Genomic DNA, 12,779 nt, shown 5'->3' with positions numbered 1-12,779 from the left:
TTCGTGCTGCCCGCCTTCCGTGGGCGAGGGCTGTACCGGGCGCTCGTGACCGCGCGGCTGGGCTATGCCGCCGGACGGGGCATTCCCCTCGCCACCGTCCACTCCCGCGCGAGCACCTCCGGGCCCCTGCTGGAGCGCCTCGGCTTCGAGACGCTCTGCCGGTTTCCGATCTTCACCAACGACTGACGTCCGCCAGGTCCCAGCCCTGTCTCAGTGAGCCTTCATGTCCATGCGGACCGGCCCCTCGCCCGAGGAGGACGACGACCCGGAGCCCGAGCCCGTCACGGCCTTGTTGTCCTCGGCCATGGCGGCCTTCTCGAGGGCGGCCTTCTCCATGGCCAGCTTCATCAGCGCGCTCTCATCCGCCGCGCGGCGGGCCTCGCGCTCCTTGTAGCGGCGGATGGCCGGGGCCATGATCTCGCCAATCAGGCCCCGGTAGTCCATGCCGGCGCCCTGCGCGATGAGCACCAGGTCGCTCCACCCCGGAGTCAGACCCGGCAGCGGGTTGCACTCGATGAAGTAGATGCGGCCCTTGTCGTCCATGCGGAAGTCGATGCGCGCCACGTCCCGGCATCCCAGCGCCATGAACGAGCCACGCGCCGCCGCCCTCAGCTTCTCCAGCAGCGCGGGCTCCAGCTTCGCGGGCGCGTCGTAGCGGATGCGATCCGTCCAATCCAGCTTGTGCTCGAAGCTGTAGATGGGCGTCTTGTCCGCCTTGTCCAGGAAGACGATCTCCATGGGCGGCAGCACGCGCGGGCGGCGCTCGCCCAGCAGGCCCACCGTGAACTCACGCCCGCCGATGTACTCCTCGATGAGCGCCGGCTGCTGGTACTTGGTGACGATCTCCTTCACCACCTCGCGCAGCTCCGCCTCGTTGTGGCAGACGCTCTTGCTCACCACGCCCTTGGAGGAGCCCTCGGCCACCGGCTTCACCATCAGCGGGAAGCTGGTGAACTCCTTGTTGAGCCGCTCCTTGCCCGTGTGCATCAGCTGGAAGTTGGGCGTGTGGATGCCCGCCTGGCGGACGATCTTCTTCGCCAGCGCCTTGTCCAGCGCGATGGAGAGCGTGGCCGGATCCGAGCCCGTGTACGGGATGTCCAGCAGCTCCAACATGGCCGGCACCTGGCTCTCGCGGTTGCGGCCCTTGAAGCCCTCGGCGATGTTGAACACGATGTCCAGCGGCGTGCTGGCCAGCACGCTGGGCAGCTCCGCCGTGGCCTCCAGGTCCACCACCTCGTGGCCCCACGAGGCGATGGCCTCGCGGATGGCCTGCAGCGTGGTGGGCGAGTCGTACTCGGCCTCGCTGTCCTCCACCGCCTGGCCGTCCAACGCCGGCTTCACGCGCTTGACGTTGTAGGTGAAGCCCACGCGCAGCGGACCCGACTTGCGCGCCGGCTTGCCCTGGCGCTTGCCGTCCTTGATCTTGTTGCGCCGCGCCGCGCTCTGGATGATGGCGCCCACCACCCCGTCCAGGTGCATGCCCTCCATGGCCGCGGCGGCGTAGATGCCCGCGCCCGGCTCCAGGCTCGGCAGCGCGTTGATCTCCAGGAAATACGGCACGCCCGCGTCGCTGAGCCGGAAGTCGATCCGTCCCAAGTCCCGGCAGTCGAGCGCCTGGAAGATCTTCTTCGACATGGTGCGCATCTCCTCGGCCACCTTCGGAGGGATGTTGGCCGGGGCGCGCACCTTGACGGCGTTCTCCTTCTTCGTCTTCAGCTCGTAGTCGTAGATGGCGTACTTGCGGCCGGCGATGGCGGCCGGATCGATGTCGTACTCCGTCGGGCTGAGCACGCCGTCATGGTCGTTCTGCACCGCCGCCAGGTACGGGACGGTGATGTCCGTGCCACTGATGAACTCCTCCACGAGGACGCCGGCCGGGTAGCGCGCCAGGGCCTGGGACACCTTCTCGCGGGCCTGCTCCAACGTCTCGGCCACCGAGTCCTGGGTGATGCCCTTGGACGAGCCCTCGAAGTTGGGCTTGATGATGACGGGGAAGCGCAGATCCTCCGCCTTGAGCTCGGTGAGCTTCTCGACGAACTGCCAGCCCGGGGTGCGGATGCCGTGCTTGGAGAGCACCAGCTTGGTGAGCTGCTTGTCCAGCGTCACCGCCAGCGCGTACGCGTCCGAGCCGGTGTACGCGAAGCCCAGCTCCTCGAAGAGCGCCGGGTAGAAGGCCTCGCGGAAGCGGCCGCGGCGGCCCTCGGCGATGTTGAAGATGAGGTCCGGGCTGTACGCCTCGAGCCGCGCGACGGTGCGGGAAGCCGGGCCGCTCACCTCGAAACGCTCGAGCCGGTGGCCGAGCCGCTCGATGGCCGAGGCCAGCGTGTTCACCGTCTCTTGAGTGTCGAACTCCGCCTCGTCTTCCGAGTCGGACAACCGGAGGTTGTACGTCAGCGCGATGCGCAAGGCTTTCCCCTTCTGGACTTCTTGAAATGGCGGATCCGGCGGAGCCGGGCCGCGGACAAGAATCTGCCTGGGACGCGAGCGGCCGTCACAGGTGTGCGTGCTGCAACCGTTGCTCCGGCGACGACCTTCCCGTCCACCACCTGCGTCTGGGCCCAGGTATCCCCCAGCCGCCAGCCGAGCGGATCCCTCACCACGCGCAGGGCCTCCACGCCGCCGATCACCACGAGCCCCGCGAGGCCCACCACCAGCCCGAGGGGCTTCGGCATCATCCCCAGCAGGACGATGAGGGCCAGCGGGGCGTTGCGCAGGGTGCTGTCGCGGTGTCGCGCGGCGGACTGCGTGGGCAGGTGCATCACCTTCACGCCGAAGATGCGCTTGCCCACGCTCTGGCCCTGGAGCATGCCGTCGGCCAGCAGCAGGAAGAGCAGCGCCACCACCTCGCCGGCGGCGCCGCAGACGACGCAGAGACCCCAGGCCACCGCGACGTCCACGATGCGCGCGCCCGCCCGCATCCACAGCGAGGCCTTGGGATAGGGTGAGCCCGGAAGCTCGTCGCCGTCGTGGACCACGCGCAGGCCGGGCCGGCGGTGGGTGGAGAAGACAGGATGGGAGGGGCTCACTCTTCGGGCTCCAGGATGAGGCCCCGCTCGGGGCGCTCGGGCTCGTCCAGGCCCGCGAGCTGCGCGAGCCGCTCATGGGCGCTCACCATGCCCGGAGGCCGCTGGTACGGCGAGGACGAGGCGGCGGCGTTGCCGGTGAAGTCCGGCGAGGCCACCAGTTGGGCCGTGGGCGAGCCCGTCTCGGACATCTGCCGCAGCCGGCCGCGCGCGCCCTCCACGTCCTGGGCGGCGGGCTCTCCCTCGCGGGTGAAGAAGACGAAGGCCATGGCGGGCCGCTTGGAGGACTCGCGCATGGCGAACTGCACCCCGTCCAGGGTCCACCCCCGGAGGCTCCACTCATTCACGGTGCGCTCGAGCGTCCCCTCGTCCACGGTGGACAGCTCGACGACCTTGTACTGGAGGGGCCCCGCGGGCCGCACGGCGGAGGCGGGGATGGCGGTGCGGGCGGCACCCGGGCGCTTGCCGGCACGGGGGGTGCGCCGGGTCGCCGCCGGGGGTGCCGCCTTGCGATGGGGGGGCCGTTTCTTCTTGCGGGTGGCCATGTGCCGATTCTGTAGAGACGCCGTGCCCGACCGTCAACCGAGCAGCTTCGCGGCTTCCAGCGCGTGATAGGTAATGATGAGATCCGAACCCGCGCGCTTGATGGAGGTGAGAATCTCCAGCATCAGCCGATCTCCGTCGATCCACCCGTTCTGCGCGGCGGCCTTCACCATGGAGTACTCGGCGGACACGTTGTAGGCCACCACCGGCACGTTCACGCGCTCGCGCACCCGGTGGATGACGTCCAGGTAGGACAGCGCGGGCTTGACCATGATCATGTCCGCGCCCTCCTCGATGTCCAGGTCCGTCTCCTTGAGGGCCTCGCGCACGTTGCCCGGGTCCATCTGGTGGGTGCGCCGGTCTCCGAACTGGGGCGTGCTCTGGGCGGCCTCGCGGAAGGGCCCGTAGAAGGCCGAGGCGTACTTGACGGCGTAGGAGAGGATGGGGACCTCGGTGAGCTTCACCTCGTCCAGCGCCGAGCGGATGGAGGCCACGCGCCCGTCCATCATGTCCGAGGGGGCGATGATGTCCGCGCCGGCCTGGGCGCACGTCACGGCCATCCGCGAGAGCAGCGGCAGCGTGGCGTCGTTGGCGACATGGCCGCCCTCGATGATGCCGCAGTGGCCGTGGTCGGTGTACTCGCACAGGCACACGTCGGCGATGACGAGCATGTCCGGCAGCGCGTTCTTGATCTCCCGGATGGCGCGCTGGACGATGCCCTCGCGCGCGTAGGCCTGGGAGCCCTGGGCGTCCTTGTGATTCGGGATGCCGAAGAGGAGCACCGCGGGCACGCCGAGCGCGTGGGCCTGCTTCGCCTCGGCGACGGCATGCTCCACCGAGAGGTTGGAGATGCCGGGCATGGAGCCGATGGGGCGGCGGATGTCGCGGCCCTCGACGACGAAGAGCGGATAGATGAAGTCCGAGGGCGCGAGCGTGGTCTCGCGCACCATCTCACGGAGGGCCGGGCTGCGGCGCAGCCGGCGGGGTCGGTGGATCGGATGAGCCATGTGCCGACGGTATAAACCGTTGGCGGCCACCGGAAAGGAAATCTCCTGATGGGGCTGCTCAGACAGCAGCCAGGCGCCAGCTCTCGTCGAGCCAGCTGCGCTGCCTGGACATGCGAGCGGCCATGCGTTCGGCGAGCTCGGCCTCGTGGACGGCGCGGGCATAGCGGGTCCGGGCCGCCTCGGTGTTCTCGCGCAGACCGCGCTCCGCCTCCGCCAGCTCCCGGCGCGCCGCGTACAGCTCCTGCTCCATCAGCTTGATCGTGGACATGGGGTGTTGCCTCCTGTGCTTCGCGGCTTGTGCACACGCCGGGCCATGCAGGGGCGCCCCGCAAGGGCGCGAAACCACGAAGGCCGGAAAAGTTGGGACCTCCAAGCACCCGGAAAAAAGGTGCGAACCGCATTTCCCGGGTGCGCAAAGGGGCTCGCGAGCGGCCGGGACACGGGCTCGGGTGCTGGCTCGTGTGGCATGCAGGGCAATCGCGGGCCGGGCTCCGTCGTAGAGTGCGCATCGTGCCAGCCATCGAAGTGATCGGACTCCGTAAGACCTACCGGCGAGCGTTCCGCGCCGGACACGAGGCGCTGCGGGGTGTGGACCTCTCCGTACCAGAAGGCAGCGCGTTCGGGCTGATCGGCCCCAACGGCGCGGGGAAGACGACGTTCATCAAGAGCATGCTGGGAATCGTGCAGCCCACGGAGGGGACGGTGCGGGTGCTCGGTGGCTCGCCGGAGGATCCGCGAATCCGGGCGCGCATCGGCTACCTGCCCGAGCGGCTGCACCTGCCGGGCGCGTGGCTGGCGCCGGCCTTCCTGGGGACGGTGGCGGGCCTGAAAGGACTGAAGCCGGACAAGGCCGCGAACCTGCGCCTGCTGGAGCGGGTGGGACTGGGGGACGCGCTGGGCCGGCGCATCGGCGGGTACTCGAAGGGCATGCGGCAGCGGCTGGGGCTGGCGGCGGCGATGCTGGGCAGCCCGGATCTGCTGATCCTCGACGAGCCCACGGACGGCATCGATCCGATGGGACGGGTGGAAGTGCGGCGGATCCTCCAGGAGGAGGTGCAGCGCGGCACGACCCTGTTCCTCAACTCGCACCTGCTGGCGGAGACCGAGCGGCTGTGCGACCGGGTGGCGATCCTCGGCAACGGCAAGGTGCTGCGCGAGGGGCGGCTGGAGGAGCTGGCCCGGAGCGGTGCGCGGTGGGTGGTGCGCTTCGCGCCGGGAGCGGACGCGGGGGCGCTGGGCGCGGCGGGCTTCACGGCGGCGGGCACCGAGGGCCAGTACCACGTGGAAGCGGCGGACGCGGCGGGGCTGAACGCGGCGCTGGACAAGGCGCGGGCGGCGGGAGCGCTGCTGGTGGAGCTCAAGCGGGACGGGCAGGATCTGGAGAGCGTGCTGGCCTCGGCCATGGGGGTGGCGGCATGAACGGCGTGTTGGGAATCGCGGGGTACGTGTTGCGCGAGGCGGTCTCGCGCAAGTTCATCCTGGCCTTCCTGCTGGGCGTCACGGGCGTGCTGGTGACGCTGTCGCTGAGCCTGAAGATCGAAGTGGTGGACGGGGCGCTGGCGGCCTCGCGGCTGTTCGGCGAGGTGATGGACATCAACATCCGCGCGGTGGACGTGGCGCTCAAGCCGGTGTTCATGGCGGCGGCGGCCCTGGTCTTCTACGGGGGCATCCTGTTCGGCATCGTCTCGTGCTGTGACTTCGCGCCGAGCCTGCTGTCGCCGGGGCGCATCGAGCACCTGCTCGCCCTGCCCTTGCGCCGCTGGCACATCCTGGCGGGCACGTTCGTGGGGGTGATGACGCTGGCGCTGCTCGGGTCGCTGTACGGCTCGGTGGGGCTGGTGCTCATCTTCGGGGTGAAGACGGGGTACTGGACGGTGGGGCCGGTGATTTCGGCGCTGCTGGCGTGCGTGAGCTTCGCGGCGGTGTACGCGGTGATGCTGACGACGGCGACGCTGATCCGCAGCTCGGCCCTGTGCGCGGCGCTGGGAGGCATCACGCTGGTGGCGGGCGTCATCGCGGGCTTCCGGACGAAGATCGCCCCCTTCCTCGAGGAGGGCGTGAGCCGCGAGCTGTTCAAGGGCGTGACGCTGGTGCTGCCGCGGCTGTCCGCGCTGGCGAAGGCGGGAATGGACCTGGCGGCCTCGACGCCACTGGGGGTGCAGTCGCTGACGATGCTGTTGGCGGGAGTGTTCGTGTTCGGCCTGGGCGTGCTGGCGCTGGGCTTCTGGTGGTTCGAGGGGAGGGATTACTGATGCAGCAGCGGCGTCGTGGACTGTGGCTGGTGTTCGCGGTGGTGCTCTTCGGCCTGGCCGCGTGGCTGATGCTGTCGGGACAGGGCGAGGAGGAGGCCCCTCCCCCGCCGAAGGTGGCGTTCCCGAACCGGCTGCGGCCGGCGGAGCGCGAGCGCATGGAGAAGCGGCGCACGTACGTGATGCCCGCGGTGATGGACGCGGGGACGGTGGCGGAGCAGAAGCCGATACGGCCGAGCGATCCGGTGCTGGCGGCGCTGCCCCGGGGCAAGGGGAAGACGGCGGTGGTCATCGAGGCCAACGCCATCCGTCACTCGCCCATCGGGGAGATGCTGCTGGAGTGCCTGATGAACCGGGAGGGCGCGGAGCTGGAGCGGTTCAAGAAGGAGACGGGCGTGGACCCGTTCCAGGACCTGGACCGGATGGTGCTCACGGATGATGGGGTCATCCTCTCGGGCAACTTCGGGGACGAGCGCCTGAAGAACCTGCTGAGCAGCCGGGGGGCGACGCACTACGACTACGGAGACGAGGCGCGGCTCTTCGAGCGGCAGTACGAGCGCAAGATGCCGGACGGGAGCGTGGTGCGGCGGGACGGGCCGCAGATGGGCCTGTGGAACAACCAGATGCTGGTGTTCGGCCGGTCGGCGGACGGGGTGAAGCAGGTGATCGACCGGGTCGAGGGCCGCGGGCCGGACGAGCCGCCCGTCATCTCCGAGAGCAGCACGTACGGAGAGATGTATGGGGTGATCTCGACGGAGCAGCTCAAGAAGCTGTTCCCGCAGGAGCAGCAGGAGCTGGCGGCACGGCTGGCCGAGGTGGCGGAGAACGTGGAGCTGCACGTGGACGCGAGCTCGGACTTCGCGATGACGGCGCAGGTGAAGGGGCCGGACGCGGACAAGGTGACAGACCTGGGCAAGTCGCTCGGAGGCGCGCTGTCGCTGGCGCGGATGAAGGCGCAGACCGAGGGCGAGAAGGAACTGGCGCAGCTGCTGGACTTCGCGAAGGTGCGGCCGGACGGCAACGAGTTCAAGCTGGAGCTGGCCGTGCCGCTCGAGACCATCAAGCAGCAGCTCGCCTTCTGCCGCGAGCAGCAGGGCGCCCAGAACGAGAAGCCGCAGGAGGCCAGCCCCACGCCGTGAATTCCGGGGTCGAGCCGAGGGGCCCGGTCTATGCCGGGCTCTCGGCGAGCGGAATGATCTCCCGGTGGAGCGCCTGCTCCTTCAAGGCGAAGCGGAGCAGGCTCGTGCCATCGTCCCCCTCCGCCCAGTAGGCCCCGATTCCCTCGAAGAGCGCCTGGTTCTGCTCGGGCCAGCTCGTGGGGAGGAAGACCCGGAGGACGCGCGGATCGTAGAAGCGGAAGTAGAGTTCCCGGTTCGCGGAGTCCTTCACCATGAGGAACTTGCGGAGGTGGCGCCGCACGTCCCTGAAGGGCCGCTGGCTGGACAGGAAGATCCCCCAGTTCCTCCCCCACCCCTCCTGAACCAGCGACCGCAGCAGCCGCGAGTCCCTGGGCAGATGGACCACGTAGGGCGCGATCTCCGCCATCGCCTCGCCCTGGGCTCCCTCATAGAGGGAGCGATACGCCTCTACCGATTCGCGCAGCAGGACGAGGATCCGCTCATCCCGCGCCGCATCCAGCACCGCGAAGAGAGGTCCGGTCAGCCCGGAGAGCACATCCAACGCGCGTGCCTTGCGCTCGGCGGATTCGGGGTCAGCGGGCGAAGGCGGAGGGGTATTGCCTTCGAAATAAACGGAGAAATCGGTCTGGCCCGCGCGCACCCAGGCTCCGTGGGAGACCTCTGATTCATCCACGAGTTGCCCGTTCAGCAGCGTGCCCGCTCCACTTGCCAGGTTCTTCAACTGGCACGTCGCTCCATCCCAAGCCAGCTCGAAGTGCAGAGCGGACACTCCGGTGTCGCCGACAACCACGAACTCCGCCGGCTCCGCCCTGCCAACACGCAGCACCCGCCCTGGCTCGACCACCGCCTTGTGGCCCGCGTTCGCGCCCCAGCGCACCTCGACGATGAGTCTCTTGTCTGTGCCAGCAGCCGTCACTCCACTCTTCCCTCCCGCCATAGACCGAGTGCCTGCCTATCCGGGTCGCGGTGCGAGGGCCTCGAGTTCCATGAACTCATAGACTCGTGCTGGAGACTTCTGTACCAGGCCAACCTGTAGAGGAACGAATGTGGATACGCCCACCTCGACCCTGCGCTCCCACTCCTCGTAGAGCATTCTGTCGGCAAGCTTCTCGTTCTCTTTGCTCTCCCTCAGCGCAAACTCGTCATCGGGCTCCTTTTCCAGCGTGTCTTGCCCGGTCGCGATGCGTACGAATTGAGAGTCCACGAACTCCGTTTCACTCCAGAACCGGACCCCCTTGGGCAGCACAGAGTCGAAGCACTCCCGAGGCAGGAATTCTTTCGCCAGTTGAAGGACATGTTGGCTACACAGGAATTTGCCAAACCAACGAGCGTAGGCAACCGCTTCCTCGTGATACACGTCGGAAACAAATTCTGTCTCCTGCACGGAAGCGAAGCGCGCATCCGTCGACATGAGATCCTTGGCCTTCAAGAAATGTTGCTGGCGCAGCCTCCACCGCGACAGGGCCGCGAAGCCTTTGAACTGCCACAGATACGCAGGATGCGTACTCAGCCAGAACCATTTCTTGGGATCGGCTTTGTTGTTCCCAGGCACCAACACCATCATCGCCATCTCAACGATGTCGAACCACAAATCTCCGGGCTTGGCAGTGCCCGGCAACACGGCTCCCACAAAACACTTGCGCCCAAGCCAGGGTGTTTTCTGCGCGGTATATATCACACCGGGCCCACCCTCGAAGTACGCCTTCAAGGCTTTCGCCTCATCGGTCAAATCCGCTTGATGAAGCACTCCAATCAGCGAAGCTACGGCCCCAGGAGCAAACCTGGTTTCGAGGTACTGCCGATACATAGAATCGATACTATTGACCTTGGACACTTGCCAGAACCTCGCCAATATCAATTACCCGAACCAGAAAGCTTGGGCGGCTCTACGCTGCCTCTCAATGGGAAGCTCGACCCCTGCTTGGCAGCGCGCCCCATCGCTGCTTCTCCCCAGGTCGTTGGCAAATCTCCCTTATTGTATTTCACTCCAGTCACTGGATCCGTGAATGTCTTTTGGAATTCGAAGCGTTGCGCAACATCAGGGGGAAGTGGATCGCTGGCTGCGTGAATGTTGGCGGGAATCTCCTCCAGACCGGCCTCTCGGGCCGCCATGATCCGGCGATGATCCAACGTTTGGTATTGCCCATCGCCCCAATCCACCATGTCAGGGGGATCGCTCTTCGTATTCCAGCCATTATTTCGCATGTCATTCGCCACATCGCTGATAGAAGCCTTGTCCCCCGAACTGCCCCTCATTTCCGGGTTGACCGTTTTCTGACTATAACGAACCTGATCGAGACGTACGGTGGTGCCCTTCGAATGGCCTACTGGTGCCTCTGGCTGCGGCACCGGCGGTTCCGGAGTCTCCGCGGGCGGAGCCTCACGAGGAGCGTTCCGGCTCTGCTTCCACTTCATGTATTTAGCCCCAACGCCCGCGGTGACAGCCCCCAATCCCACGGATATGCTGAAGCCCAACCAACTCCACTCTGCTCCCGGGCTGGCGAGCCAGTCGCCAATGTACCCGATGGCTCCGCTCGCAGCGCCTGCGCCCATGAAGGCCAGCGCCCCCGCCGCCGCAGGCAGGAACACGAAAGGCAACGAAGCAACGGCACCAACTAGCGCGCCTTTGCCCATCGCCTTGAGGATACATAGGAAGCAGAAGTCCGTCTGATTGAGCGCCTCGTTCAAGCCGAAGCCCACGGCGCCTGCGGCGGCGCCTCCCAATACGACCGCAGCTGCCGTCACCGCCAGGGCTGGCAGCGCCAACGGAGCCAGCAGGGCACCAACGGCAACTGTGACGGCGATGCCAACTACGGCGCTGGCCGCTATTGAGGCGACTGCACTCCAACTCCAGCTCCAGAGTCCCTGCGGATCCGCCGAGTTGATCGGATCATTGCTGGCATAGCTGTAGAAATGGAGCCCATTCAAGTACGTGGTGGGATCCTGGGTGAGGTAGCGCCCCAGCAGCGGCGAGTAGTACCGGAAGCGGTTGTACTGCAGCCCCGTCTCCTCATCGTGATACTGGCCAGGAAGACGGAGGGGGTTGGAAATCCGCTCCACCAGGACCGACGCTTGGCCATAGGCGCTGTAATCCGCGGCCCAGACGACGGAGCCGACCTCGTTCGTGAGACGGATCGGGACACCCCGGTGATCCGTGTGGTAGGAGTAGATTCGGCCATCCACACGCATGGCCAATGGCGTGTATGTCCCCGGGATGTAGAGGAAATCACGGGTGATAGTCCGGCTACCGGAGCGCTCCACCTCACCGATGAGCGTCTCACCCGCCCAGACGTAGCGTACCTCCGCCGCCGCCGTGCGCTTCCAGATGCGGCGTCCGAGCGCATCGTACCCGTAGGAAACTCTCTGCCCACCGGGCCCGTGCGCCTCCACGAGCAGGTTGCGGAAGTTATAGCGATAGATCCACTCGCCCGCGGAAGAACGCAGGGACACGAGGTTTCCGCGTGCATCGTAGCCACACCAAGTGTCCCCCTGTTGAATCAGCCGGTTGACGGAATCAAAGGTGGCGCGCTGCTCGTTCCAGCGCACACGGTTGCCCGCGAGATCATACGCGAAGCGCTCTCTCAGGCCGGGGTTCTCGGAATCGACCTCGAGAATCTGCCCCTCGGAATCGTAGGTGAACCGTCGACTCCCGAAGGCGGAGTCTTTGCAGGACCGCAGCCGGGCCTCGGCGTCATACTCGCATGTATACGAGAAGAGATCCCGAGCAGTGGCGAAGTTAGATCGCCGGGTCACTACCGAGACAGGCAGCCCGAGCTGTGATTGCCGGATGACGGTGGTCAGGTCATTGGGACCGGATAGTTCTATCGTCCGATCATCCGCGCCATATCCGAAGCGGTAGAAATCCCCCGTCCAGAGCCGAATGCTCGATGGACGCTGGTCCGCGTCCAGGGCGAACTCGACCCGCTCGCCGGAGGGATACACCAAACCCGTCAGCGCCCCTGACTCGTCATAGTCATACCGGACGACGAGGTCATCCTGGTGCTCCTCAAGGACGTGGCCCTTGTCGTCATACACATACTTGACGGTGGAACCCTCGGTGGATGTCTCAACGAGCCTGCCACCCTCATAGACCCGCGAGAGCCTCTCTCCACCACCGTAGGTAATGACGACGGGCTGATCCTGGTCGTCGTATTCGATGTAGGCCAGCAGTTCGGAGCCAGTGAAGATCCGCTCGACGAGCCCACGGGAGTTGTACACATACGACTCGTACGAGCCATCCGCGCGGATGGCTCGATCAGGACGGCTCCACCGGCCATACTCGAACTGTGTCCGATGGCCATTCCCATCACGGATGGATTCGAGCAATCCCCCGGAGTCGTACTTGTATTCAACCCCGGCACCCAGCCGGTTGCCCACGGCCGATATCAACTGCGGCGTCTTGTATTCGTAAGTGCGTCGGGTCCCATCGGGGTAGATGATTTCGTTGAGCAGTCCCTGCTTGTCGTAGCCTACGTCGAAGAGCTTGTGAGAGCCCTGCGATGTGCTGGTGAGCAAGCCTCGCGAGTCATAGGACAAACCAAGGCGCAGGCCCTTGGGGTCGGATAGAGCGAGCAGCTTTCCCTGGGAGTCATTCTCCAGCCGCCAACGGCGACCCAGGGGGCTCGTCACACCATTGACGAATCCATGCCCGTCCAACGTGTACCGGGCTTGGTTGCCTTTGGGATCCGCCACCAGCACATCGCCGGTCGCAGACTCCACGGAGGAACTCAGCGAGGACGACTGGAACGACCGGGCCAGCGACTCAGCCAGGAAGTGCTTGCGCAGCGTGGACAACTGCGTGTCATGAATTTTCAGCAT

Annotated in this window: 12 protein-coding genes; 4 read left to right on the top strand and 8 right to left on the bottom strand. The window is 66.6% G+C overall.

What is annotated here, in order from left to right:
• The first annotated feature begins 3 nt into the window (after positions 1 to 3).
• The gene (locus VFZ09_RS05500) at positions 4 to 186 is read left to right on the top strand and encodes a hypothetical protein (protein ID WP_329726419.1); all 183 of its coding nucleotides are present in this window, start codon (positions 4 to 6) and stop codon (positions 184 to 186) included.
• A 24-nt stretch (positions 187 to 210) separates the two neighbouring features.
• Here VFZ09_RS05500 and VFZ09_RS05495 read toward each other — a convergent pair whose 3' ends face one another.
• The 5 genes from VFZ09_RS05495 to VFZ09_RS05475 are packed head-to-tail and all read right to left on the bottom strand — an operon-like array spanning position 211 to position 4,841.
• Complete coding sequence (locus VFZ09_RS05495; protein WP_329726418.1) at positions 211 to 2,406, bottom strand: D-alanine--D-alanine ligase family protein; 2,196 nt, start codon at positions 2,404 to 2,406, stop codon at positions 211 to 213.
• On the bottom strand, positions 2,391 to 2,981 hold the full coding sequence (locus VFZ09_RS05490) for an RDD family protein (RefSeq protein ID WP_414640673.1): 591 nt from the start codon (positions 2,979 to 2,981) through the stop codon (positions 2,391 to 2,393). Before VFZ09_RS05490 ends, VFZ09_RS05495 begins: the two co-directional genes overlap by 16 nt.
• Before the next feature lie 41 nt (positions 2,982 to 3,022).
• Positions 3,023 to 3,568 carry a hypothetical protein gene (locus tag VFZ09_RS05485; protein WP_329726416.1) on the bottom strand — a complete coding sequence of 182 codons (546 nt, stop codon included), beginning with the start codon at positions 3,566 to 3,568 and terminating at the stop codon, positions 3,023 to 3,025.
• Positions 3,569 to 3,601: 33 nt separating this feature from the next.
• Entirely contained in the window at positions 3,602 to 4,573 is a 972-nt protein-coding gene (gene hemB, locus VFZ09_RS05480) for a porphobilinogen synthase (protein ID WP_329726415.1), read from the bottom strand.
• Between the two features lie 58 nt (positions 4,574 to 4,631).
• Positions 4,632 to 4,841 (bottom strand): hypothetical protein, encoded by a 210-nt coding sequence (locus tag VFZ09_RS05475; protein ID WP_329726414.1) that lies wholly within the window; start codon positions 4,839 to 4,841, stop codon positions 4,632 to 4,634.
• Between the two features lie 242 nt (positions 4,842 to 5,083).
• Here VFZ09_RS05475 and VFZ09_RS05470 point away from each other — a divergent pair, with 242 nt between their 5' ends.
• From VFZ09_RS05470 to VFZ09_RS05460, 3 genes are read left to right on the top strand one after another with little or no spacing between them, the layout of a single operon-like run.
• Positions 5,084 to 5,992 carry an ABC transporter ATP-binding protein gene (locus VFZ09_RS05470; RefSeq protein ID WP_329726413.1) on the top strand — a complete coding sequence of 303 codons (909 nt, stop codon included), beginning with the start codon at positions 5,084 to 5,086 and terminating at the stop codon, positions 5,990 to 5,992.
• Complete coding sequence (locus tag VFZ09_RS05465) at positions 5,989 to 6,825, top strand: hypothetical protein (RefSeq protein WP_329726412.1); 837 nt, start codon at positions 5,989 to 5,991, stop codon at positions 6,823 to 6,825. Before VFZ09_RS05470 ends, VFZ09_RS05465 begins: the two co-directional genes overlap by 4 nt.
• On the top strand, positions 6,825 to 7,961 hold the full coding sequence (locus VFZ09_RS05460) for a hypothetical protein (protein ID WP_329726411.1): 1,137 nt from the start codon (positions 6,825 to 6,827) through the stop codon (positions 7,959 to 7,961). Before VFZ09_RS05465 ends, VFZ09_RS05460 begins: the two co-directional genes overlap by 1 nt.
• Before the next feature lie 28 nt (positions 7,962 to 7,989).
• On the opposite strand, the gene VFZ09_RS05455 is transcribed toward VFZ09_RS05460, so the two are convergent.
• Genes VFZ09_RS05455 through VFZ09_RS05445 form a run of 3 tightly spaced genes read right to left on the bottom strand, consistent with a single transcriptional unit; the run spans position 7,990 to position 12,779 of the window.
• A complete protein-coding gene (locus VFZ09_RS05455; protein WP_329726410.1) occupies positions 7,990 to 8,877 on the bottom strand; it encodes a DUF4123 domain-containing protein in 888 nt (295 codons plus the stop codon).
• Positions 8,878 to 8,913: 36 nt separating this feature from the next.
• Positions 8,914 to 9,795, bottom strand: coding sequence for a hypothetical protein (locus tag VFZ09_RS05450; RefSeq protein WP_329726409.1), 882 nt, complete (start codon positions 9,793 to 9,795; stop codon positions 8,914 to 8,916).
• Positions 9,796 to 9,815: 20 nt separating this feature from the next.
• On the bottom strand, positions 9,816 to 12,779 hold the full coding sequence (locus tag VFZ09_RS05445) for an RHS repeat-associated core domain-containing protein (RefSeq protein ID WP_329726408.1): 2,964 nt from the start codon (positions 12,777 to 12,779) through the stop codon (positions 9,816 to 9,818).

The sequence above is a fragment of the Archangium sp. genome (genome assembly GCF_036277355.1).
Classification (GTDB): domain Bacteria; phylum Myxococcota; class Myxococcia; order Myxococcales; family Myxococcaceae; genus Archangium.
This window is presented reverse-complemented; position numbering and strand designations above follow the sequence as displayed.